At 72.9% G+C, this 22,920-nt stretch carries 22 protein-coding genes; 4 read left to right on the forward strand and 18 right to left on the reverse strand.

Translation table 11 applies throughout. The annotated features are described in order from the left end of the window. Nucleotides 1–19: 19 nt before the first annotated feature. Nucleotides 20–862, reverse strand: coding sequence for a DedA family protein (locus tag FB554_RS08805; RefSeq protein WP_142005614.1), 843 nt, complete (start codon nucleotides 860–862; stop codon nucleotides 20–22). Beyond that, nucleotides 859–2,004 carry a glutamate 5-kinase gene (proB, locus tag FB554_RS08810; protein WP_211344565.1) on the reverse strand — a complete coding sequence of 382 codons (1,146 nt, stop codon included), beginning with the start codon at nucleotides 2,002–2,004 and terminating at the stop codon, nucleotides 859–861. Before proB ends, FB554_RS08805 begins: the two co-directional genes overlap by 4 nt. Before the next feature lie 99 nt (nucleotides 2,005–2,103). On the opposite strand from proB, the gene FB554_RS17335 reads away from it, so the two are divergent. Then, nucleotides 2,104–2,694 (forward strand): C40 family peptidase, encoded by a 591-nt coding sequence (locus tag FB554_RS17335; protein ID WP_211344566.1) that lies wholly within the window; start codon nucleotides 2,104–2,106, stop codon nucleotides 2,692–2,694. Nucleotides 2,695–2,849: 155 nt separating this feature from the next. On the opposite strand, the gene obgE is transcribed toward FB554_RS17335, so the two are convergent. The 6 genes from obgE to FB554_RS08845 all read right to left on the reverse strand — a co-directional run bounded on the left by obgE (nucleotide 2,850) and on the right by FB554_RS08845 (nucleotide 9,683). Then, on the reverse strand, nucleotides 2,850–4,379 hold the full coding sequence (gene obgE, locus FB554_RS08820; RefSeq protein WP_142005616.1) for a GTPase ObgE: 1,530 nt from the start codon (nucleotides 4,377–4,379) through the stop codon (nucleotides 2,850–2,852). A 150-nt stretch (nucleotides 4,380–4,529) separates the two neighbouring features. Further along, nucleotides 4,530–4,811, reverse strand: coding sequence for a 50S ribosomal protein L27 (gene rpmA, locus FB554_RS08825; RefSeq protein WP_142005617.1), 282 nt, complete (start codon nucleotides 4,809–4,811; stop codon nucleotides 4,530–4,532). Between the two features lie 12 nt (nucleotides 4,812–4,823). Further along, on the reverse strand, nucleotides 4,824–5,135 hold the full coding sequence (gene rplU / locus FB554_RS08830) for a 50S ribosomal protein L21 (protein ID WP_142007523.1): 312 nt from the start codon (nucleotides 5,133–5,135) through the stop codon (nucleotides 4,824–4,826). A gap of 186 nt (nucleotides 5,136–5,321) precedes the next feature. Beyond that, complete coding sequence (locus FB554_RS08835; RefSeq protein ID WP_142005618.1) at nucleotides 5,322–7,862, reverse strand: ribonuclease E/G; 2,541 nt, start codon at nucleotides 7,860–7,862, stop codon at nucleotides 5,322–5,324. Nucleotides 7,863–8,199: 337 nt separating this feature from the next. Further along, on the reverse strand, nucleotides 8,200–8,916 hold the full coding sequence (locus tag FB554_RS08840) for a TIGR03936 family radical SAM-associated protein (RefSeq protein WP_142005619.1): 717 nt from the start codon (nucleotides 8,914–8,916) through the stop codon (nucleotides 8,200–8,202). 68 nt (nucleotides 8,917–8,984) lie between these two features. Further along, on the reverse strand, nucleotides 8,985–9,683 hold the full coding sequence (locus FB554_RS08845) for an alpha/beta hydrolase (protein WP_142005620.1): 699 nt from the start codon (nucleotides 9,681–9,683) through the stop codon (nucleotides 8,985–8,987). 248 nt (nucleotides 9,684–9,931) lie between these two features. Here FB554_RS08845 and FB554_RS08850 point away from each other — a divergent pair, with 248 nt between their 5' ends. Both FB554_RS08850 and FB554_RS08855 read left to right on the forward strand, forming a co-directional pair. Beyond that, on the forward strand, nucleotides 9,932–10,420 hold the full coding sequence (locus FB554_RS08850; protein ID WP_142005621.1) for a nitroreductase family deazaflavin-dependent oxidoreductase: 489 nt from the start codon (nucleotides 9,932–9,934) through the stop codon (nucleotides 10,418–10,420). Nucleotides 10,421–10,424: 4 nt separating this feature from the next. Further along, complete coding sequence (locus tag FB554_RS08855) at nucleotides 10,425–11,024, forward strand: TetR/AcrR family transcriptional regulator (protein WP_142005622.1); 600 nt, start codon at nucleotides 10,425–10,427, stop codon at nucleotides 11,022–11,024. A 38-nt stretch (nucleotides 11,025–11,062) separates the two neighbouring features. On the opposite strand, the gene FB554_RS08860 is transcribed toward FB554_RS08855, so the two are convergent. The 9 genes from FB554_RS08860 to FB554_RS08900 form a co-directional block, all read right to left on the reverse strand. Then, nucleotides 11,063–12,076 (reverse strand): DUF418 domain-containing protein, encoded by a 1,014-nt coding sequence (locus FB554_RS08860; RefSeq protein ID WP_142005623.1) that lies wholly within the window; start codon nucleotides 12,074–12,076, stop codon nucleotides 11,063–11,065. Between the two features lie 21 nt (nucleotides 12,077–12,097). Further along, on the reverse strand, nucleotides 12,098–14,059 hold the full coding sequence (locus tag FB554_RS08865; RefSeq protein WP_142005624.1) for a TIGR03960 family B12-binding radical SAM protein: 1,962 nt from the start codon (nucleotides 14,057–14,059) through the stop codon (nucleotides 12,098–12,100). Nucleotides 14,060–14,117: 58 nt separating this feature from the next. Next, nucleotides 14,118–14,735, reverse strand: coding sequence for a LysE family translocator (locus FB554_RS08870; RefSeq protein ID WP_142005625.1), 618 nt, complete (start codon nucleotides 14,733–14,735; stop codon nucleotides 14,118–14,120). A 23-nt stretch (nucleotides 14,736–14,758) separates the two neighbouring features. After that, on the reverse strand, nucleotides 14,759–16,600 hold the full coding sequence (locus FB554_RS08875; RefSeq protein WP_142005626.1) for an AMP-dependent synthetase/ligase: 1,842 nt from the start codon (nucleotides 16,598–16,600) through the stop codon (nucleotides 14,759–14,761). A gap of 87 nt (nucleotides 16,601–16,687) precedes the next feature. Continuing rightward, nucleotides 16,688–17,824 (reverse strand): rod shape-determining protein RodA, encoded by a 1,137-nt coding sequence (gene rodA, locus FB554_RS08880; protein WP_142005627.1) that lies wholly within the window; start codon nucleotides 17,822–17,824, stop codon nucleotides 16,688–16,690. A gap of 4 nt (nucleotides 17,825–17,828) precedes the next feature. Further along, the gene (locus tag FB554_RS08885) at nucleotides 17,829–18,782 is read right to left on the reverse strand and encodes a bifunctional riboflavin kinase/FAD synthetase (RefSeq protein ID WP_142005628.1); all 954 of its coding nucleotides are present in this window, start codon (nucleotides 18,780–18,782) and stop codon (nucleotides 17,829–17,831) included. A 30-nt stretch (nucleotides 18,783–18,812) separates the two neighbouring features. After that, nucleotides 18,813–19,760, reverse strand: coding sequence for a tRNA pseudouridine(55) synthase TruB (gene truB / locus FB554_RS08890; RefSeq protein ID WP_142005629.1), 948 nt, complete (start codon nucleotides 19,758–19,760; stop codon nucleotides 18,813–18,815). Next, nucleotides 19,757–20,200, reverse strand: a complete 444-nt coding sequence (rbfA, locus tag FB554_RS08895; RefSeq protein WP_142005630.1) for a 30S ribosome-binding factor RbfA — start codon at nucleotides 20,198–20,200, stop codon at nucleotides 19,757–19,759. Before rbfA ends, truB begins: the two co-directional genes overlap by 4 nt. A gap of 90 nt (nucleotides 20,201–20,290) precedes the next feature. Then, nucleotides 20,291–21,175 (reverse strand): ArgP/LysG family DNA-binding transcriptional regulator, encoded by an 885-nt coding sequence (locus FB554_RS08900; RefSeq protein ID WP_236022347.1) that lies wholly within the window; start codon nucleotides 21,173–21,175, stop codon nucleotides 20,291–20,293. A gap of 78 nt (nucleotides 21,176–21,253) precedes the next feature. Here FB554_RS08900 and FB554_RS08905 point away from each other — a divergent pair, with 78 nt between their 5' ends. Continuing rightward, nucleotides 21,254–21,856, forward strand: a complete 603-nt coding sequence (locus FB554_RS08905; protein WP_142005632.1) for a LysE/ArgO family amino acid transporter — start codon at nucleotides 21,254–21,256, stop codon at nucleotides 21,854–21,856. Nucleotides 21,857–21,869: 13 nt separating this feature from the next. Here the strand turns inward: FB554_RS08905 and FB554_RS08910 are convergent, their stop codons facing one another. Then, on the reverse strand, nucleotides 21,870–22,898 hold the full coding sequence (locus FB554_RS08910) for a TRM11 family SAM-dependent methyltransferase (RefSeq protein ID WP_142005633.1): 1,029 nt from the start codon (nucleotides 22,896–22,898) through the stop codon (nucleotides 21,870–21,872). Nucleotides 22,899–22,920: the final 22 nt, after the last annotated feature.

Here is a 22,920-nt window from a genome sequence, read left to right on the forward strand (position 1 = left end):
CGCGTCGGGGGCAACAGGCCTACGCCTGCGCCGGGGTCTCCTTGCGGCTGTTGCGCATGCTCTTGATCATGATCACCACGACGATCGCGATGGTGATGTAGGTGCTGTAGCGCGCGATCAGCGAGACGGCGTCCTTGGCCGGCTCACCGATGCGGTAGCCGAGGTAGAAGTAGAACAGCCGGTTGGTGAGCGCCCCGAGGAAGTCGATGAGCAGGAACGTGCGCAGCCGCATCCGGGCCGCGCCGACGAACGCGAAGACGACCGCGCTCGGCAGGAACGGCACCAGCCAGACCAGGTAGGTGGCGATGCCGCCGAACCGCTCGGCCAGGCGCTCGGCGTGGTGCGCGGTGCGTGCCGCCCAGCGCGAGCGGCCGGCGATGATCTCGATCATGCCGCGGCCCCACAGCCGGCCGGCCCACCAGAAGATCCAGTCGAACTTCATCACCGACAGCGCGGCGATGGTCACCCACATCCACCACTGCGGCTCGCCGCCGAGGCGCAGCCCGGCCCCGATGTCGACCATCGCGATCGTCGATCCGGTGATGATGGCGAGGGCATAGGTGCTCATGCCGAGGATCAGCGGCCGCAGCGGCAGCATGACCAGGCCGTAGACCCCGAGCAGCGCGAACGCGATCCAGCAGCGCTTGTCGGCCGCGGTGGGCTCGCCCTTCCACGGCAGGCGGGGGTCGTCCCACCACTCCTTGCGCTCCGCGGCGACGCTCTGCTCGACCTGCTCCTGGTCGCTGAGCGCGTCCTCGGAGCGGGTCGCGCCCGTACGTCGGGGAGCCTGGCCCGGCTCGCCGCCCGCGGGCGTCTCGCTCGCCGGCTCCTCGCTCACGGGCTTGTCGGCCTCGTCGGTCACGGAGCTCCCCCTCGTCGCAGCACTACCAGATCATCGCGGTGCACCAGCTCGCGCTCGTAGGCGGGTCCCAGCTCGCGGGCCAGCTCCTTGGTGCTGCGGCCGAGCAGCGCGGGCACCTCGGCGCTGGCGTAGTTGACCAGGCCGCGGGCCACCGGCCGCCGCTGCTGGTCGACCAGGTCGACCGCGTCGCCCTCGCCGAACCGGCCGGTCACCTCGACCACCCCGGCCGGCAGCAGCGACTTGCCCCGCCGCGTCACGGCCTCGACCGCGCCGTCGTCGAGCACCAGCGAGCCGCGCGCGGTGGTCGCGTGCGCCAGCCACAGCCGGCGCGCCCGGCCGCGGCGGCCGGTCGGCACGAAGATCGTCCCCACGTCGTCCCCGTCGAGCGCCGCGCCGGCCAGCGGGGTCGCGGTGAGCACCGTCGGCACCCCCGCCGATGTCGCGATGGTCGCGGCCTCGACCTTGGTCTGCATGCCGCCGGTCCCCACCCCGCTGCCGGACCCGGCGATCTCTAGCTCGGCGAGCTCCTCGCTGCCGGCGACCCGCGGGATGCGGTGCGTGCCCTCGCGGGCGGGCGGGCCGTCGTACAGCGCGTCGACGTCGGACAGCAGCACCAGGGCGTCGGCGTCGATCAGGTGCGCGACGAGCGCGGCCAGCCGGTCGTTGTCGCCGAACCGGATCTCGTGCGTCGCGACGGTGTCGTTCTCGTTGACCACCGGCACGATGCCGAGGTCGAGCAGCCGCTCCATGGTGCGCCGGGCGTTGGTGTAGTGCGTGCGCCGCGTGACGTCGTCGGCGGTCAGCAGCACCTGGCCGACGGTCAGCCCGTGCCGCCCGAACGCGAGGTTGTACGCCGCGAGCAGCGCCCCCTGCCCCACGCTGGCGGCGGCCTGCTGGGTCGCGAGGTCGCGCGGCCGACGCTCGATCCCGAGCGGCTGCATGCCCGCCGCGATGGCACCGCTGGAGACCAGCACGACCTGCGAACCGGCCAGCCGGCGCCGGGCCAGCACGTCGACCAGCGCCCCCAGCCGGTCGGTCGAGAGCCCGCCCTCCTCGGCGGTCAGCGAGCTCGACCCGACCTTGACCACGACGCGCCGCGCAGCCCGGATCTGCGGCCGCTGCGGGGCCTCGGATTCGCTCACGGGACGAGGGTACGCACCGCCCCCGCCGATGCGCCCGCTCGTCCGGGGGCTGTAACAGGGCCTTCGCCGCGACCGATGTCCTCGAAGGTTGCCTTTTTCGTGGCCGCCTCTCGGCTGCGCCGCGACATCGGCGACCTGGACCTGTCCCCGAGCCGAAAGCTCCTCATGACACGCCCCCTCGACCAGACCCTCCCCACCGACGACGCGAGCCCGGCGCCCAGCCGGCGACGCTTCCTCGGTGCGGCCCTGGCCGGAACGGCCGCCGTCGCCCTGCCCGTCGTCACCGCCGGGCCCGCCCGGGCGGCGACGCACATCACCGCCGAGGACGCCTACAGCGCGTACTGGACCGCCCGCTACCGCTACGCCGGCAAGGTGCCCTACGTCTACGGCGGCATGGACCCCGACACCGGGTTCGACTGCTCGGGCATGACCAAGTGGCTCTACTCCCGCTTCGGCGTCTACCTCCCGCGCAGCGCCGACGAGCAGTACCGCTACGTGCGGACCATCGACAAGGGCTCCGCCCGACCCGGCGACCTGGTGTTCTACGTCAACAGCTCCGGCCGCGCCTTCCACAACGGCCTGTACGCCGGTGGCGACATGCTGGTCGACGCCGGCAACCCCGAGGTCGACATCTCCTACCGCCGCATCTACTACGGCAGCAAGGTCGTCTTCGGAACCCAGCGGTACTGACGCCTTTGGCCTCGGCTCCTCCGCCGGCCGTCCGTCGCACGCTCCGGCCGGCCGGCATCGTCACCGAGGCGCTGGGTCCGCTCCGGCTGGCCGGCATCGTCGCCGAGGCGCTGGGTCCGCCTCGGTGACGGTGCGGATCTGCTTGCGGCGCAGCCCTACTCGTCGTCCTCGTCGAGGTCGCGGTCGGTCCAGATGCCCGAGCGGCGCTCGGTGTCCAGCTCCTCGCGGGCCTCGCGCTGGGCGTCCTTGCGCGCGTGGAACTCCTCGCGCTTCTCGGCGCGCGTGGGGCGGTGGTGGTCCTCCAGGCGCAGGTCGGTGCCGCGGCGGCCGAGCAGCTCGGGGCCGGTGCTGAGGGTGGGTTCCCAGTCGAAGACCACCGCGTCGTCGGCGGGGCCGATGAGCACGGTCGACCCGGCGACCGCGCCGGCCTTGAACAGCTCCTCCTCGACGCCGAGGCGGTTGAGCCGGTCGGCGAGGTAGCCGACGGCCTCGTCGTTGCCGAAGTCGGTCTGGCGCACCCAGCGGGTAGGGCGCTCGCCCACGACCCGGAAGACCTCGCCGTCGGAGGTGTTCTCGCGGCGCACCTCGAACCCGGAGTCGTCGACCGCCTTCGGGCGCAGCACGGTGCGCTGCGGGACGACCTCGGCCTCGATCTCGGCGCGGGCCTGAGCGACGTGCCGGGCGAGCGAAAAGCTGAGCTCCTTCAGCCCCAGGTGGGCCACGGCCGAGACGATGTGCACCTCGAGCCCGCGCGCCTCCAGGTCGGGCCTGACCATCTCGGCGAGCTCGCGGGCGTCGGGCACGTCGGCCTTGTTGAGCACCACGACACGGGTGCGCTCGGAGAGGGGCACCCCGCCGAGCGAGGCGTCGGGGACGTACGCCGCGAGCTCCTCCTCGATGACCTCCAGGTCGGTCATCGGGTCGCGACCGGGCTCGAGCGTGGCGCAGTCGATGACGTGGACCAGCACCTCGCAGCGCTCGACGTGGCGCAGGAACTCCAGGCCCAGCCCCTTGCCCTGGCTCGCGCCCGGGATCAGGCCCGGCACGTCGGCGACGGTGAACCGCTCCTCGCCCGCGGTGACGACGCCGAGGTTGGGCACCAGGGTGGTGAACGGGTAGTCGGCGATCTTGGGCCGCGCCGACGACAGCACCGACACCAGGCTGGACTTGCCGGCCGACGGGAAGCCGATCAGCGCGACGTCGGCGAGCGTCTTCAGCTCGAGCACGATGTCGCGCGTCTCCCCCGGCTCGCCGAGCAGCGCGAACCCGGGCGCCTTGCGCCGGGGCGAGGCCAGCGCCTTGTTGCCGAGGCCGCCGCGGCCGCCGCGCGCGACGACGAACCGCGTGCCGAACCCGACCAGGTCGGCGAGCACCTCGCCGCCGCGAGTCTTCACGACGGTGCCCTGCGGCACGGGCAGCACGAGGTCGTCGCCGTCGGCGCCGTTCTTCTCGTCGCCGGCGCCGGGACGGCCGTTGGTGGCCTTGCGGTAGGGGTTGCGGTGGTAGTCCAGCAGCGTGGTGCTCTGCGGGTCGACCTCGAGCACGACGTCACCGCCGTGCCCCCCGTTGCCCCCGTCGGGGCCGCCGAGCGGCTTGAACTTCTCGCGGTGCACCGAGGCGACGCCGTGGCCGCCGTTGCCGGCCGCCACCTGCAGGACCACGCGGTCGACGAACTGCGTCGCCATGACGCTCCTTCTGCTCGGGCCTTCTCCGGCCTCTTCGCGGGGCGCCGTCCCCCGAGGGGCCGGGCCAGGCCGCTGCTGTCGTACGGACGACGCGAGGGGGCGGGCCGTTCGGCCTGCCCCCTCGCGAGAGTGTCTAGCTGGTGCGCAGTCTCAGACGGCGCTGGCCTCGACGTCGGCGGTGCGGGTCGAGACGATGTTGACGACCTTGCGGCCGCGCTTGGTGCCGAACTGCACCTGGCCGGCCTCGAGGGCGAACAGCGTGTCGTCGCCGCCACGGCCGACGTTCTCGCCGGGGTGGAAGTGCGTGCCGCGCTGGCGGACGATGATCTCGCCCGCGTTGACGAGCTGACCGCCGAAGCGCTTCACGCCGAGTCGCTGTGCGTTGGAGTCACGACCGTTGCGGGTCGAGGACGCACCCTTCTTGTGTGCCATGAGCTGATCTCCTCAGATGCCGTCGATCGACGTGACCTTGACCCGGGTCAGCGGCTGGCGGTGACCCTGGCGCTTGCGGTAGCCGGTCTTGTTCTTGTACTTCATGATCGTGATCTTCGGGCCCTTGGCGGCCTCGACGACCTCGGCCTTGACGGTCACCTTGGCGAGCTTGTCGGCATCGCTGGTGACGGTCTCACCGTCGACGAGCAGGAGCGGCGTGAGGTCGATGCTGTCGCCGGCCTCACCCTTGACCTTGTCAATGACGAGCACGTCGCCGACGGAGACCTTCTCCTGGCGGCCGCCAGCGCGAACGATCGCGTACACGTTGCGTCTCACTTCTCTTAGTCGTTCAGGGTGGTCGTTCGCTAGGGAACGTCAGGTGCGTCTCGCGTCGAGGTCATCGCCGTGCGGGAGGAGACCCCCGCTGCAGAACCCGGAAGAAACCAGGCCGACCGCCGCGACGGCGCACCGAGGATCAAAGATACCGGTCGGCCACCGGCATCTCCAAACTCAGCCGCCGGCGGGGTCCTGGTCGGCGTCGGTCGAACCGCCCTCGGCGGTCTTCGCGGCACCGGGCGGACCGGCCGGGGCGACGACCCGGCCACGCCGACGGCGCGGACGGCGTACGGGCTCGGCCGGCTCCCCGGCGTCGGCCTGGCTCTGCGCCGCGGCCGGCGCCTCGGACCGACCCTGCGCGGCCGGCGTCTCCGGCTGGGCGGGGGCGTCGTCGCGCGCCTGCTCGTCCTTGGCCTGCTCCAGCTTGCCGACCGCCGCGGCGTGGGCGGCGGCGGCGATCTGGGCGGGCGTGCGCCCGTTGGAGTCGACCCGCTCGTGCTGGCCGTTCTGGCCGTTCTGCCCGGACTGGCCGTCCTTGCCCTCGCGGCCGGAGTCCTGCTGGCCAGACTTGCCGCCACGGCCCCGGCGGCTCTTGCCGCCGCCCCCGCTGTTGCTGCCACCGCCGTTGCCGTTGCCGCCGCCCTGCTTCTCGACCGGGTGGTCGTGCACGACGACGCCGCGGCCCTGGCAGGTCTCGCACGGCTCGGAGAAGATCTCCAGCAGCCCGCTGCCGACCCGCTTGCGGGTCATCTGCACCAGGCCCAGCGAGGTGACCTCGGCGACCTGGTGCTTGGTGCGGTCGCGGCCGAGGCACTCCAGCAGCCGGCGCACGACCAGGTCGCGGTTGGCCTCCAGGACCATGTCGATGAAGTCGACGACGATGATCCCGCCGATGTCGCGCAGCCGCATCTGGCGCACGATCTCCTCGGCGGCCTCGATGTTGTTCTTGGTGACGGTCTCCTCGAGGTTGCCCCCGGAGCCGACGAACTTGCCGGTGTTGACGTCGATGACGGTCATCGCCTCGGTGCGGTCGATGATCAGCGACCCGCCGGAGGGCAGCCAGACCTTGCGGTCGAGAGCCTTGGCGAGCTGCTCGTCGACGCGGTGGACGGTGAAGACGTCCTTCTCGCCGGTCCACTTCTCCAGCCGCGGCGCCAGGTCGGGCGCGACCGACTCGACGTAGTCGCTGATCTGCGACCAGGCGCCGTCGCCGGAGACGACCAGCGAGGAGAAGTCCTCGTTGAACACGTCCCGGATGACCCGCACCGTCAGCTCGGACTCCCCGTGCAGCAGCGACGGTGCGCTGGTGCCGGAGGAGGAGGCCTTCTTCTGGATCTTCTCCCAGGCCTTGGTGAGCCGCTCGACGTCGGCGCGCAGCTCCTCCTCGCTCGCGCCCTCGGCGGCGGTGCGCACGATGACGCCGGCGTCCTCGGGCACGACCTCCTTGAGGATCTTCTTCAGCCGGGCCCGCTCGGTGTCGGGCAGCTTGCGGGAGATGCCGGTCATCGAGTTGCCGGGGACGTAGACCAGATAGCGGCCCGGCAGCGAGATCTGCGAGGTGAGCCGGGCGCCCTTGTGCCCGATCGGGTCCTTGGTGACCTGCACCAGCACCGTCTCGCCCGACTTCAGGGCGTTCTCGATGCGCTTGGGCTGGCCCTCCATGCCGGCGGCGTCCCAGTTGACCTCACCGGCGTACAGCACCGCGTTGCGGCCCCGGCCGATGTCGACGAACGCCGCCTCCATGCTCGGCAGCACGTTCTGCACGCGCCCCAGGTAGACGTTGCCGGCCATGCTGCCCGAGCGGGTGTCGCTGCTGACGTAGTGCTCGACGAGGACGCCGTCCTCCAGCACCCCGATCTGGGTGCGCCCCTCGCGCTCGCGCACGACCATCGAGCGCTCGACGCTCTCGCGGCGGGCGAGGAACTCTGCCTCGGTGATGACCGTACGGCGGCGGCCGGCCTCGCGCCCCTCGCGGCGGCGCTGCTTCTTGGCCTCCAGCCGGGTCGAGCCCTTGATGGCGGTGACCTCGTCGCGGCCCTTGCGCGGCTCGCGCACCTTGGTCACGGTGCCGGGCGGGTCGTCGCCCTCGGCCGAGCCGGACCCGGAGCGGCGACGGCGGCGCCGGCGGCGGCTGCCGGTCCCGCCGGTCTCGTCCTCGCCCTGCTCGTCGGCCCCGTCGGTTTGCTGGTCCTCGTCGGAGTCCGTCGCTTCGGCGTCGGGCTGCTCGCCGTCGCCCTGCTCCTTCTTGCCCTTGCCGCCGCGACCCTTGGCCTGGCCCTTGCCCTTGCCCCGGGCGGGCTTGTCGTCGCCTGCCGCGTCGGAGCGGTCGTCCTCGGAGCCGGACTCCTGACCCCCGTCGGCCTCGCCCTCGCCGTCCTTGGCACGCCGGCCGCGGCCACCGCGCCGGCGGCGGCCCTTGCCCTCGCCGGAGTCCTGCTCGTCCTGGTCGCCCTGCGCGTCCTCGCGCCCCCCGCGGCTGCCGCCGCGCTGGTCGGCGTCCTCGCCAGATCGGTCGTTGCGGTCGTCGCGCTCGTTGCGGTCGTCGCGCTCCGGCGTGCGGGCCGGGGCCCGGGTCTCGGGGTCGGGCGCCTGGAAGATCAGCCCGAACGCAGCGGCCGGGGGCTGCTGCTGCGGGGCCCCCTGCTCGGCGCCCTGCGCGGTCTTCGCCGATTCGTCGTCGGCGGTCTTGCCCTGGTCTGAAAAGTCGAGGCTCATCTGCTCGATCCCTCCGTCGCGCGCGAGCGGCCACAGCCCGGACCGGGTGGTCCGCCACGCCCGCGCGTTGCGGTGGTGCGCCGCCGGTCGCGGGGTTCGCGACGGCGGAAGTCGTCTGCTACGCCAGGGCGAGCTTCGCGGCAGTGCGCGGCAGCTCCGGTGCCGTTGGCGCCGATCGTCCCGGTCGGCGGCTTCGCAGGTCAGCGTCGGCCACCCGCGCTCGGCCTGGGCGCGCGATCAGGCGGCTGCAACAGGCTGGCGGTCGGGGCTCGGTCGGGGCGTATCGGTGCTGTGGTGCTCCGGTACGACCGCTGAGCAGTATCGCACAGAGTGCGGCTCAGTCCGGGACGAGCGGGTCGGCCACCGAGCCGTCGGCGGCCAGCGGGCCCTGGGCCAGCCGGGTGATCAGCGGCGGCCGGCCCGGCGCGAGCCCCGCCACGACGCCCAACCCGGTGAGCACGTCGTCGGGGCGCACGGCCGGGGTCGTGTGCTCCAGCACCAGCAGCAGCTGCTGCCCGTCCTCGGCGAGTCGCGCCGAGCGGACCGCGGCGCGCACGTCGAACGTGCGCGGCCCGCGCTTCATCATCCGGGTCACCTCGACCGACTCGGCGGCGAGGAGGGCCGCGAGCGCCGGCCCCAGCGCGGGCGCGTCGTCGGGCGCGAACCGCACCGACCAGCTCGAGGCCTGCAGCCGGTCGGCGAGCGCCCCGGGCTCGGCCTCGACCACCTCGAGCACGTCGAGACCGGGCGGGAGCGCCTCGTCCAGCCGCCGGCGTACGTCGTCGGGCTCGAGCCGCGCGCGCAGCTGCAGCTCGAAGTACTCCGCCTCGCTCGCGGTGCCGGTGGCCGCCGCGTTGGCGTAGCTGATCTTGGGGTGGGGGTGGAAGCCGGCCGAGAACGCCATCGGCACCTGTGCCCGGCGCAGCGCCCGCTCCAGCGCGCGCTGGAAGTCGCGGGTGGAGGTGAACCGCAGCCGGCCGCGCTTGGCGTAGCGCACCCGCAGCTTCTGCACGGGCGGGTCGGGTGCCGGACCCTCGGGGACGCGCTTGGCCATGCGCGCACGATAGGACAGCGCGACGGGCGGGGTCGCCTCGGCCGCGACCCCGCCCGTCGACCCACCGGTCAGGCGCCGGCGACCTCCTGGGCGGCCTTGTCGATGAGGTCGCAGATCGCGGCCGGCTGCGAGGCGAGCGAGGCGTGGCTGGCGTCCAGCTCGACGATCTCGCGCGGCTGCATGCGCTGGGCCATCTGCCGCTCGTTGTCCGGGTCGATCATCCGGTCCTGGGTCGACACCTGGTACCAGGACGGCTTGCTCTTCCACGCCGGGTCGGTGATCTCGTCGCCGAACGTGGAGGCCTTGGGCGCCTTCTGGGTGACGGCCATGACCAGCGCCTCGTCCTCGGGCAGGTCCTGGCAGAAGCTCTCGCGGAAGTCCTCCTGCTTGACCCACAGGTAGCCGTTGTCGTCCTCGGCGATGGTGGAGAACGCGGCCGGCGGACGGGCCTGGCTGAGGCCGCCGGGGCTCTCCCCCGCGTCGGGCGCGAACGCCGCGACGTAGACCAGCGCCTGCACCTTGTCGTGGCCGCCGGCCTCGGTGATGACCGCGCCGCCGTAGGAGTGACCGACCAGCACGATCGGGCCCTCGACCGAGTCGAGCATCTCTCGGGTGCGACCCGCGTCGTCGGCCAGCGAGGTGAGCGGCACCTCGACCGCGTTGAGCTTGTCGTAGCCGCGCTTGCGCAGCTCGACGATCACCTTGCCCCAGTGGGCGGCGCCGCCCCAGAAACCGTGGACGAGTACGACGGTGGGCTTGTCTGCCATCGGGATTCACTCCTCATGGGTGGATGAGCGTTCAACCATGTCGATCCTGCCTCCTGGCAGCCGGCCACGGGAGGTTCCGCACCCAAGATTCAGCGCGGCGAGAACCCCAGCAGGTCGAGCAGCGGCGAGGCGCTGGCCGAGCCGCGCATCGAGACCCTCCTCGGGCTCGGCCACCCGGTGAGCGAGGTAGCCGGCTAAAGGCATTAGCCCTAGGATGGCTAACAACATTAGCCAGCCGAGGAGGAGTCATGGCCGACGGACCGCAGACGCAGGACGTCCACTACCGCCGCCCGGGGTGGTTCACCCGCAACGTGCTCAACCGAGCGATCAGCGCGCTGGCCCGTCGCGGCTGGTCGTTCTGGGGGTCCCGGGTGCTCGAGACGCGCGGCCGGCGCACCGGCGAGCCCCGGCGTACGCCGGTGAACGTGCTCGAGCTGGACGGCCGCACCTACCTCGTGGCAGCGCGCGGGACCACCGAGTGGGTGCGCAACGTGCGCGCCGACGACGGACGGCTGGCGCTGCTGCTCGGCCGGCACCGGAAGACCTATCGCGCGCACGAGCTGGGCCCGAGCGAGCAGGTGCCGGTGCTGCGGGCGTACCTGAAGCGGTGGAAGGCCGAGGTCGGCGCGTTCTTCGACGGGGTCGGCCCCGACTCCACCGACGCCGAGCTCGCCGCCGTCGCGCACCGGCACCCGGCGTTCCGGCTGGAGCCGGCGTCAGGGGTTGCACGAGACTGACCGGGTGACCCAGCCCTCGGCGCTCCCTCACCCGCCGGCCCTGCCCCGCGTCGCTGCGCGGCCCGACCCGCAGGAGCGCACCCCGCGCGTGCGCGAGGTCGTGGCGGCCGCCGCCCGGGTGCTCGAGGCCGAGGGCCAGGAGGCGCTGACCATGCAGCGGCTGGGGTCCGAGCTCGGCATCCGGGCGCCATCGCTCTACAAGCACGTGGCGGGCAAGGCCGCCGTCGAGGGTCTGCTGGTCACCGACACGTTCTTCGCGCTCGGCGACCTCGGGCACCGTGCGGTGGAGCGGCCGGGCCGCTCCGGTCCGGTCGCGGCGCTGCTGCGGGCATACCGCCGGTTCGCGCTGGAGCGGCCGCACACGTATCGGCTCGCGAGCCGGCCCGGGGTGCGCGAGCACGTGCAGCCCGGCGTCGAGATGTGGACCGGTGAGGTGTTCTGGCGGGCCATGGGCGAGCCCTACCTCGCGCAGGCGCTGTGGGCGTTCGCGCACGGCACGGCCACCCTCGAGATCGACGGGCGGTTCCTGCCGGGGTCGGACCTGGACCGCACCTGGCGGGCGGGCGCGCGGGCCTTCGCCGGGCAGCGCAGCCGGACCGGCTGACCGCGGCGACCGGACGCGCCGGTGGCCGGTCAGACGGGTCAGGCCGGGGGCCGGATCTTGCGCGCGGCCAGGTCGATGAACCCCTCGAACGGTCCGCGCGCGAACGGCCCGCTGCGCACGATCCGCGGCCAGACCGCCGCGACGAGGAACGACACCAGGGTGAGCAGCGCCAGGGTGAGCCAGGAGTCGTCCGGCTCGCCGGGCTTGGTGCGGGCGACCAGGGCCAGCCAGCCGACCTGCAGCACGTACAGCGACAGGGTCATCCGCCCCAGCTGGGCCGTGGTCTCCTGCCCCGGCCACACCCAGCGCCCGACGAGCAGCGCGAGCGCGATCACGGCGGTGGCGAGGGCGGCGTCCAGCAGCACCTCGGGCACCTCGCCGCTGTACGGGCGCACGCTGCTGCGCGCCACGACCAGCACGACCCCGGCGACGCCGAGTCCGACCGCCGCCGTGCCGGCCAGCTCGGCCGTCGAGGGCTCGCGGTCCTCACGCACCCAGCGCCGCACGAGCAGCGCCCCGAGGCAGCCCCACACCAGCAGCGTGACGAGGCGGTAGGCGTCGCCGGCACCGAAGATCTCCAGCGCACGCGAGACCGGCGTGCCGATCTCGTCCTGGCCGCTCACGAGCCGCTGGACCCAGACCTCACGGGTCAGGTCGCGCACGGTGGGGCCGGCGAGGAGCAGGACGACCGCGAGCGCCCCCAGCGCCCAGCTCCGCAGGCGCGTGAGCACGCTCATGACCAGGGTGAGCACGCCTAGGTAGATCAGGATGATGACCACCTGGGCGTCCCACTGCTCCAGCATGATCCCGACCAGGACCAGCGCCAGGCCGCGCGCGACGGCCACGGCGTGCACCTGCCACCACGGCGCGTCCCCGCGCCGGTCGGCCGACAGCTGCGCCCCGACGCCGACGAGCGTCGCGAACAGGGCTGCGGTGAGGTACTCCGAGACCTCGAGCAGGCCGAGCGGGCCGGTCGAGGGTGCGACGTGGGCGACGTACATCGAGACGACGGCGCCCGCCCTGGCCAGGTCGATGCCGACCGCACGGCCCACGCGTTGGTCCACGGGCGGCCGTCAGGAGCGCACGACGGTCAGCGGCAGCAGCGTCTTGCCGGTGGGGCCGATCTGGATGTCGGTGCCCATCTGCGGGCACACGCCGCAGTCGAAGCACGGGGTCCAGCGGCAGTCGTCGACCTCGGTCTCGTCGAGGGCGTCCTGCCAGTCGTCCCACAGCCAGTCCTTGTCGAGACCGCTGTCGAGGTGGTCCCAGGGCAGCACCTCGGACTCGTCGCGCTCGCGCGTGGTGAACCAGTCGACGTCGACCGGCTGGCCCTCGAAAACCTCTGCGGCGCAACGCATCCAGGTGTCGTAGGAGAAGTGCTCGCTCCAGCCGTCGAAGCGGGCGCCGGCGCGCCACACCGCCTCGATGACCTCGCCCACCCGGCGGTCGCCGCGGGACAGGAGCCCTTCGACCAGCCCGGGCTCGCCGTCGTGGTAGCGCAGGCCGATGGCCGAGCCGTAGCGCTTGTCGCTGCGCAGCGCCTCGCGCAGCTTGCGCAGCCGTTCGTCGGTCTCTTCGACCCCGAGCTGGCCGCACCACTGGAACGGGGTGTGCGGCTTCGGCACGAACCCGCCGATGGAGACCGTGCAGCGGATGTCCCTGCGGCCGCTGACCTGCCGGCCGGTGTCGATGACCCGCTTGGCGAGGTCGGCGATCTGCAGCACGTCCTCGTCGGTCTCGGTGGGCAGGCCGCACATGAAGTAGAGCTTGACCTGCCGCCAGCCCGCGCCGTAGGCCGCGGCGACCGTGCTGATCAGGTCGTCCTCGGAGACCATCTTGTTGATCACCTTGCGGATCCGCTCGCTGCCGCCCTCGGGGGCGAAGGTCAGACCCGACCGGCGGCCGTTGCGGGTGAGCTCGTTGGCCAGGTCGATGTTGAACGCGTCGACCCGGGTCGACGGCAGCGACAGGCCGGTCTGGGTGCCGTCGTACCGGTCGGCGAGCCCCTTGGTGACCTCGGCGATCTCGCTGTGGTCGGCGGAGCTCAGCGACAGCAGACCGACCTCCTCGAAACCCGTTGCGGCCAGGCCCTTCTCGACCATCTCGCCGATGCCGGTGATGGAGCGCTCGCGCACCGGCCGGGTGATCATGCCGGCCTGGCAGAAGCGGCAGCCGCGGGTGCAGCCGCGGAAGATCTCGACCGACATCCGCTCGTGCACGGACTCGGCGAGCGGCACCAGCGGCTGCTTCGGGTAGGGCCACTCGTCGAGGTCCATGACGGTGTGCTTGGAGACCCGCCACGGGACGCCCGCGAGGCCGGGGCGAGGAGCGACCCGCTGGATGCGTCCGTCGGGGAGGTAGGACACGTCGTACAGGCTCGGGACGTAGACCCCGCCGGTGCGCGCCAGGCGCAGCAGCAGCTCGGCGCGGCCGCCGGGCCGGCCCTCGGCCTTCCAGGCCTGCACGATGTCGGTGACCGCGAGCACGGCCTGCTCGCCGTCGCCGACGACCGCGGCGTCGACGAACCCGGCGATGGGCTCGGGGTTGAACGCGGCGTGCCCGCCGGCGACCACCAGCGGGTCGTCGTCGGAGCGCTGCTCCGCGCGCAGCGGGATGCCGGCGAGGTCGAGGGCGGTGAGCAGGTTGGTGTAGCCCAGCTCGGTGGAGAAGGAGACCCCGAGCACGTCGAAGTCGCGCACCGGGCGGTGCCCGTCGACGGTGAACTGGGCCACCCCGGCCTCGCGCATGGCCTGCTCCATGTCGGGCCAGACGGCGTACGTCCGCTCGCACAGGGCGTCGGGCCGCTCGTTGAGCACCTCGTAGAGGATCATCACGCCCTGGTTGGGGAGGCCGACCTCGTAGGCGTCGGGGTACATCAGCGCCCAGCGGGTGGTGAGCTCCTCGCCCTGCGGCGAGTGGCCCCCGCAGTTCCAGTCCTTGACCTGGGAGTTCAGCTCGCCCCCGACGTACTGGATGGGCTTGCTGACCCGCTCCAGCAGCGGCTCCAGGGCAGCGAAGATCGACTCACCGGACATGGGTTCCAGGGTACGTGCGCGGCCGCGATCGACCGAACGCCGCGACCGCTCGATCGGCTCAGGCCTCGGCGGCCAGCGCCCCGGCGAAGCCGAGCATCACCACGCCGGTCGAGCCCTCGACGGCGCGCCGGACGCGCTGCCGGCGCAGCACCGACGAGGCGGCGTCTGCGGCCCAGACGATGGCCAGCAGGACGACGCAGCCGAGCACGGCCAGGGTCAGGGCGTAGGCCAGCAGCACCGGGACGCCGGCGCCGGGGCCGACGAACTGGGGCAGCAGGGCCAGGTTGAACGCCAGCACCTTGGGGTTGGTGATGTTGCACAGGAAGCCCTGCCAGACCGGCAGCCAGCCGCGCCGCGCGGGCGTCGGCCCGGCGTCCCACCCGGCGGCGTCACGACGCAGCGCGGCGCGCAGCGTGGTGATGCCGAGGTAGAGCAGGTAGGCCACGCCGGCCCAGCGGATCACCGTGAACACGGTCTCCGACCGGGCCAGCACCGCGCCCAGGCCGCAGGCGACCAGGGTGCCCTGCACGACGTTGGCGGCGAAGATGCCGCCGGAGGTCAGCAGGCCGCGCCGGCGGCCGCCCGCCACCGTGCTGCGCAGGGTGAGGAAGGTGTCGGGTCCGGGGGCGATCGCGAGCATCGCGGCGAACGCGACGAAGGCGAGGTACTGGCTCATGGAGCCAGGTTAGGACCGCCGGCCTAGTCGACGTACAGCTCGTCCAGCTCGTCCTTGTACTTGGTCGCGACGACCTTGCGCTTGAGCTTCAGGCTCGGGGTGATCTCGCCCTCCTCGACCGTCAGGTCGCGCGGCAGGATGATGAACCGCTTGATCTGCTCCCACCGGTTGAGCTTGCCGTTGAGCTGGTCGACGTAACCCTGCACCATGTCGCGGCACTCCTGGGAGGTCACGATCGTGCGGTAGTCGGCGTCGGCCATGCCGTTCTGCTCGGCCCAGCCCTTGATGCCCTCCTCGTCGAGGGTGATCAGCGCGGAGACGAACTTGCGCCCGTCGCCCTCGATGACCAGCTGCGAGGCGTAGGGGCAGATGCCCTTGAACATCGACTCGATGGTGCTCGGCGCGACGTACTTGCCGTTGGAGGTCTTGAACAGGTCCTTCTTGCGGTCGGTGATGCGGATGTGCCCGGTGGGCAGCTGCTCGCCGATGTCGCCGGTGCGGAACCAGCCGTCGACGAGCGAGTCGGCGGTGGCCTCGTCGAGGTTGCGGTAGCCCTGCATGACGCCCGGGCCCTTGACGAGGATCTCGCCGTCCTCGGCGACCTTCATCTCGGTGCCGGGAAGCGGCCAGCCGACGGTGCCGGTGACGTTGGCCCCGGGGTAGGGGCGGTTGACGCAGGTGGCGCCGCTGGTCTCGGTGAGGCCGTAGCCCTCGAGGATCGGCAGCCCCATCGCGTCGAACCAGCGGGCCACGTCGGGGTTGAGCGCGGCGGACCCGGAGATGAAGAACCGGACGTTGCCCCCGAACCGCTCGCGGATCTTGTGCAGCACGAGCTTGTCGGCGACGCCGCGCTTGACGCCGAGCAGGCCGCCCGCGCTGCTGCCCTCGGCGCGCTTGTCGGCCGCCTGCCCGCCGACGTCGCTCGCCCAGCCGAACAGCTTGGCCTTCACGCCGCCCTCGTCGGCCATCATCGTGGTGATCCGGCCGTAGACCTTCTCGAAGATGCGCGGCGCGGCGCCCATCCAGGTCGGCTTCACGATCGGCAGGTTCTCGACGATCTTGTCGACCCGGCCGTCGATGGCCGTCGGGAAGCCGATCTGCAGCGGCAGGGTGAGCAGCACCTTGCCGAACACGTGCGCGAGCGGCAGCCACAGGAACTGCAGGTCGTCCTTGCCGAGCAGACCGACCGAGTCGACGGCAGCGGCCTCGTACGTCCAGGCCGAGTGCGGCAGGCGCACGCCCTTGGGCCGGCCGGTGGTCCCCGAGGTGTAGATGAGGGTGGCGAGGTGCTCGGGCCGGATGCCGGCGATGCGCTGCTCCAGCACGTCGGGCTGCTCGGCGAGCAGCGCCGCGCCCGCCTCCTCGAGCTGCTCGAGGGTGATGACCTGGTCGCCGTCGGCGGCGCCGTCGATGGTGACGACCTTGACGACCTCGCCCGCGTCGGGCGCCACCTCGCGGAACTTCGCCAGCTGGGAGTCGTCCTCGGCGATCAGCACCTTGCTGCCGGAGTCGCTGAGGATGTGCAGCACGTCGTCGGTCGTGGTCGTGGGATAGATCGTGGTGGTCGCCGCGCCGGCGAGCATGATCCCGAGGTCGACCAGGGCCCACTCCAGGCGGGTGCTGGACTCGATGGCGACCCGGTCCTCCGGCTCGACGCCGAGCGAGACCAGCCCGGCCGCGATCGCGCGCACCCGCTGGTCGACCTGCTTCCAGGTGAGCCACTCGACCTGCTCGCCCACCGGCCGCCCGAACGCCCGGTCACCGCCGCTCTGCTCCACCCGCGAGACGAACAGGTGCGCGACCGAGGCCGGGCGGTTCTCGATGATCGACAGGTCGGGTTGCTCGTCGGTGAGCGACATGGCCATGAGTGATCTCCTGGTCTCGCGGCGAGGTGTCCGCAAAGCATGCCAGCCGGGAGTGACCCCCACCACAGGAACGCGGGGAGCCCACGCTCAGAAGAGTTTTCGCAGGTTCACCAGGTGCACGTTGCCGAGCAGCCCGACGGCGACCCAGCAGGCGAACATGCTCGACCCGCCGTACGACACGAAGGGCAGCGGCAGGCCCGTCACCGGCAGCATCCCCAGGTTCATCCCGACGTTCTGCACGGTCTGGAACAGCAACCAGCAGCCCACGCCGGTCGCGACCAGCCGGCCGAAGGAGTCCTGGGCGTCGCGGGCGATGAGGAACGCCCGCAGCACCACGAAGCCGCTGACCAGCAGCAGCCCCGCGGCGCCGGCGAACCCCAGCTCCTCCCCCGCGACCGAGAAGACGAAGTCGGTCTGCTGGAAGGGGATGAAGCCGCCCTGGGTCTGGGTGCCCTCGCCGACACCCTGCCCCCACCAGCCGCCGGAGCCGATGGCCAGGCGCACCTGGCTGACCTGGTAGCCGATGCCCTGGGGGTCGATGGTGGGGTCGGCGAAGGCGAGCAGCCGGTCGCGCTGGTAGTCCGAGAGCAGCGGCGTGGTCCAGGCCGCCACCACCGCGGCCACCATGCCGACGGCGGCGCCGACCAGCCACCAGCGCGAGGCCCCGGAGACCGCGACGACGCCGAGGGAGATCATCACGAGCACGACCGCCGAGCCCAGGTCGGGCTGGGCGAGCACGAGCAGGATCGGCACCGCCGCGAGGCCGACGGCGAGGGCCACGTCGCGCTGCGGCGGCGGGTGGTCGCGCTCGCCGCGCTCGGCGAGGATCATCGCGAGGCCGATGCACAGCGCGACCTTGGCCAGCTCGGCCGGCTGGATGGAGAAGCCGGGCAGCTGTACCCACGAGCGGGACCCGTTGATCGTGGAGCCGAGCGGGCTGAGCACCGCGACCAGGCCGAGGAGCGAGGCGAGGTAGACCCACGGCGCCCAGGCCCGGATGGTGCGGAAGTCGATGCGCATCACCGCGAGCCCGAGCCCGACCCCGACCGCGGTGTTGAGCAGGTGGCGCACCAGGTAGCTGTTCCCGCTGGTGCCGCGGGTGGCCGACCAGACCAGCATCGCCCCGACCAGCGACAGGCCGAGCGCGGCGACGACCAGGCCCCAGTCGGTGCGGGTCCAGGACAGCTGCCGGCGCGCCTCGGTGCCGGTGCGCGCGAGCGTCACCGTGCTAGCCCTCCTGCGCCAGGATCTCCCGCGTCTGGTCGACGTCGCGGCCGATCTGCTCGATCAGCGCCTCGATCGAGTCGAAGCGGTCGTTGCCGCGCAGCCGGCGCACGAACTCCACGCTCACGTGCTCGTCGTACAGGTCGAGGTCGGTGCGGTCCAGGACGTACGCCTCGACGGTGCGCTCGACGTTGTCGAACGTCGGGTTGGTGCCGACCGAGACGGCCGCCGGCATCCGGTGCTCGGGGTCGTCGTGGGCGAGGTCGTGGCGGACCAGCCAGCCGGCGTACACGCCGTCGGCGGGCACCAGCCCGCGCGCGTCCTGGGCGAGGTTGGCGGTCGGGAAGCCCAGCTCGCGGCCGCGCTGCAGCCCCTGCACGACGACGCCGCGCACGCGGTGGCGGCGGCCGAGGATCTCGGTGACCTCCTCGACCCGGCCCTCGGCGAGCAGCCGGCGCACCTGGGTGGAAGACCAGCGCACGCCCGGGCCGACGTCGTCGAGGGTGAGCACCTCGAAGGCGTACTTGTCGCCGAGCTCGCGCAGGGTGTCGATGTCGCCGGAGTTGTTGACGCCGAACCGGGTGTCCTTGCCGACGATGACCGCGCGGGCGCGCAGCCCGTCGACGAAGCACTCCTTGACGAACTGCTCGGGGGTCTGGGCCGCGAGCTCGCGGTCGAAGCGCAGCACCAGGACGACGTCGACGCCGGTCTGCTCCAGCAGCGCGACGCGGTCGTCGAGCGCGGTGATCTGCGCCGGCGCGCGGTCGGGGTGCAGCACCTCGAGCGGGTGCGGATCGAAGGTGACCGCCACGGCCTTGGCGTCGCGCGCGCGGGCCTGCTCGACGACGCTGCGCAGCACGCTGGCATGGCCGCGGTGCACCCCGTCGAAGTTGCCGAGGGTGACCACGGTCGGCCCGAGGTCGGCGGGGACCTGCGAGAGGTCGGTCAGGCGGAGCACGGCGGCAACCTTACTGAGCGAAGGTTCGGGTCAGGACGCCGGCAGGGCGGCCGGCAGGACCACGTGGGTGCGCACGGTCGGCCCGCTCTCGTCGATCACGGCCACCAGGTCGCCGCCCGGGCCGACGGCCGCGACGCGGGCGGCTCCGTCGGTCCGCGAGCGCAACCGCCGGCCGTGCCGCAGGTGGTCGGCCTCGTCGGCGTCGACCTCGCGCACCGGCAGGTGCGCCGCCGCGGCCTCGGCGAGCGGCACGAGCGGCAGCGGCTCGTCGGCCTCGACCAGCGCCTCCAGCTCGGTGAGCGGGACCGCGCGGTCGAGACCGAAACCGCCCACCCGGGTGCGACGCAGGGCGGTGAGGTGGCCGCCGACGCCGAGGGCGGCGCCGAGGTCGCGGGCGAGCGCGCGCACGTAGGTGCCCGAGCTGACCTCGACCTCCACGTCGAGGTCGACGACGGCCTGCCCGGCCACGGACGTACGCCGCCGGTCGCCGACGTCGAACCGGTGCACCGTGACCGGGCGGGCCGGCAGCTCGACCTGCTCGCCGGACCGGACGCGGGCGTAGGAGCGCACGCCCTTGATCTTGATCGCGCTGACCGCGCTCGGCACCTGCTGGATGTCGCCGGTGAGGTCGCGCACGGCGGCGTCGATCGCCTCGTCGGTCACGCCGGAGGCGTCGTGGGTCGCGGTGACCTCGCCCTCGGCGTCGTCGGTGATCGTGGTCTGCCCGAGCCGCACGGTGGCGGTGTAGGTCTTGTCGCTGCCGACGAGGAAGGTCAGCAGCTTGGTGCCCTGGTTGACGCCGAGCACGAGCACGCCCGTCGCCATCGGGTCGAGCGTGCCCGCGTGGCCGACGCGGCGGGTGCGGGCCAGGCGCCGACCGCGCGCGACGACGTCGTGGCTGGTCCAGCCGGCGGGCTTGTCGACCACGAGCAGACCGGCCGTGGGCTGACCGGTCGTGGGCTGACCGGCCTGGGTCATGCGTCCTCGCGGTCGTCCTCGTCGCCGGGCTTGCGATAGGGGTCGGCCTCGCCGGCGTACGTCGCGGCCGAGGCCGAGCGCGCCAGCTCGGCGTCGCGCTCGCGCGCCTTGCGCAGGGCGTCCTCGAGGTGGGCCGCACCCTCGGGCAGCGCGTCGGGGATGAACTCCAGCGAGGGCGTGAGCCGGATGCCGAGGCCCTTGCCGACGGCGGAGCGGATGCGGCCGCGGTTCTCCTCGAGCACCTCGGCCGTGGCCTCGCGCGAGGCATCGTCGCCGAAGACGGTGTAGAAGACCGAGGCCTGCTGCAGGTCGCCGGTGACCCGGACGTCGGTCACCGTGACGAAGCCGAGCCGCTCGTCCTTGAGCCGGAACTCCAGATACTCGGCGACCAGCGACTTGATGCGGTCGGCCACCTTGCGGGCGCGTGCGGGGTCAGCCATAGGTCCCAACGTACCCGCCCGCGGCGGGTGGTCCCGACGGTGGCGGGCGGCTCGCGGATGCCGTCAGCGCGGGCGGCACGACGGGCGCGGTCAGCGCGGGCGGCGCAGTACGCGCGCCGCGTCGGTCACCAGGTCGGTCAGCCGGTCCAGCGGCGTCGACCGGATCCGCCAGCGCTGCCAGAAGAGGGATACGTCCACGGGGCCGGCGCCGGGCAGGCGCACCAGCGACCCGTCGTCGAGCGCGGTGCCGAGCTGGGCCTCGGGCAGCACGCCCCACCCGAGTCCGGCGCGGACCGCGTGCGCGAACGCCTCGGACGAGGGGACGTGATGGGTGGGCACCGCGTGGTGGCCGGGGACGCCGTGGGCGCGCAGCACCTGCGCCTGCAGGTCGTCGACGTCGTCGAAGCGCAGCACGGGCATCTGCGACCAGCGGGCGCTGCGGCCGGCCCGGTGATCGGCGAGCAGGTCGGGGGTGGCGACGGGGACGTACCGCATGGTGCCGAGCGGGGTGACCGAGCACCCTTGCACCGCAACGGGATCCGCGGTCACTGCCGCCATCACCGACCCCGCGCGGAGCATGTCGGCCGACGTCGCCTGGTCGGCGACCTCGAGACGCAGGGTGGGGCCGCGCCAGGCGGCGACCGCGGCCAGCACGTCAGCGAACCAGGTCGCGAGCGAGTCGGCGTTGACCTCGACCGTGAGCACGGCCGCCGAGGCTGCTCCCGTCACGGCTGCGGCGGCCTCCTCGTCGAGCAGCAGCAGCTGCCGGCCGATCCGCACCAGCTCGGCGCCCGCGCGGGTCGGCTGGGCGGGGGCGCTGCGCACGAGCAGCACCTGGCCGGCCCGCGACTCCAGCGCCTTGATGCGCTGACTGACAGCCGACTGGGTGATGCCCAGCGCCGTGGCGGCCGCCGCGAAGGTCCCCTCGTCGACGACGGCGACGAGGGCCTCGAGATGGTCGGGCGGGAAGCGCACGCCCCACCATAAGCAGATCTGATCTCTGAGCAGAAACATTCGCTTCTCGGATGGGAGCCGGGTGCCTAGCGTTGTCCCGTGCTCCCCTTCTTCCCCGGGCTCCTCACCGGCCTGTCGCTCATCGTCGCCATCGGCGCGCAGAACGCGTTCGTGCTGCGTCAGGGGCTGACCGGACGACACGTGCCGCCCGTCATCCTGACCTGCATCGCCGTCGACGTGACGCTGATCCTGGTCGGCGTCGCCGGCATCGGGACCATCGCCGAGCGTGCGCCGCTCGTGCTCGACCTGCTGCGCTGGGGTGGCGTCGCCTATCTCACCTGGTTCGCGGTCCGGTCGTTCCGGGCGGCCGCGTCGCCCACCGGGCTCGACGCCGGCCGGGCCTCGTCGGCGGGGCGCCGGTCGGTGATCTCGGCCACCCTGGCGGTGTCGCTGCTCAACCCGCACGTCTATCTCGACACGATGGTGATGCTCGGCACGATCGCGAACCAGCACGGCCCCGTAGGCCGTTGGGCGTTCGCCGCCGGCGCCTGCGTCGCGAGCGTAAGCTGGTTCACCGCGCTCGGGCTCGGCGCCCGCAAGCTCTCCGGCCGGTTGTCGCGGCCGTCGACCTGGCGCTGGATCGACGCGAGCATCGGCGTGGTGATGCTCGGCCTGGCAGCGATGCTGGCGCTGGGCGGCTGAGCCGCGGCGTCGGTCAGGCGCGCCGCGCCACGATCAGGTCGCGGTCGATCGAGGCGTCCACCCGGTGGCGGTACGTGTCGTCCGTCGGGTCCCCCACCGGCTCCAGGCCGTGCCGCCCGAACAGCTCCACCAGCTCCTCCGGCGGCGCCACGTGCCGGTTGTACGTCAGCCCCAGCGCTCCCCCGCGGCGCAGCACCCGCAACCAGCCCGGCAGCGCGACGTCCAGCAGCTGCAACGGGTTTCGCGCGATGCGGTCGCCGTGCGAGCCGTGCTCGACGCCGTACGGCGTGTCGGTGACGACGACGTCGAACTGGCCGCCCTTGAGCAGCCCGTCGAGGTCGGTGGTGTCGGTCCCGAGGTAGGTCAGCCGCTGCACCTCCCCCGCCTTGAACTCCTCCTTGGTGGGGGCGACGGTGACGTCGAGCCGGCGTCCGCGGACGCGCCCGTGCGTGCGCAGCTGGCCGACGTCGGCCGTGTGCTTGTAGCGGTGCTGGCGCAGCCAGGTCTTGATGAACCGCTCGTACTCCTCGAAGTCGCGCTTGTCGACGTCGACACCCGTCACCTCCAGCCCGTACGTCAGCGCCACGTTGAGCGTCGTCCCGCGCCCGCACATGGGGTCCAGCACCTGCAGGGTGCCGTCGAGGAGCCGCTCCGGGTGATCGGTCGCCGCGGCGGTGACGTCGAGCAGCAGGCGGGTGAGCTGCTCGTTGGTCTTGCCCGGGTACTTCTGGATCGTGACGAGGTCGGACGGGTATCGCTCTGGCCGGCGCAGCGGAACGGGTCGCAGCAGCTCGCCCTCCCGGGCGAAGATCGCGTGCGCGGCAGAGACCACCGACAGCACGCGTACGGCCTCGTCATCGACCTCTCCTGCGAGCCGCACGGCCAGGTAGTCGACACCGGCCACCTGCACCGGCTCGACCGAATCGAGCGGAAGCCCGAACCCCGTTGCCAACGCTTGGATCTCGGCCGCGACGAGCCGGGGCGCCTCCGAGGCGTACACCCGGTTCGCCGACGGGGACAACAGGATCAACAGCTCCACCACGCCGGACAGGCTAGTGCGACGC

It is taken from the genome of Barrientosiimonas humi (genome assembly GCF_006716095.1).
Classification (GTDB): domain Bacteria; phylum Actinomycetota; class Actinomycetes; order Actinomycetales; family Dermatophilaceae; genus Barrientosiimonas; species Barrientosiimonas humi.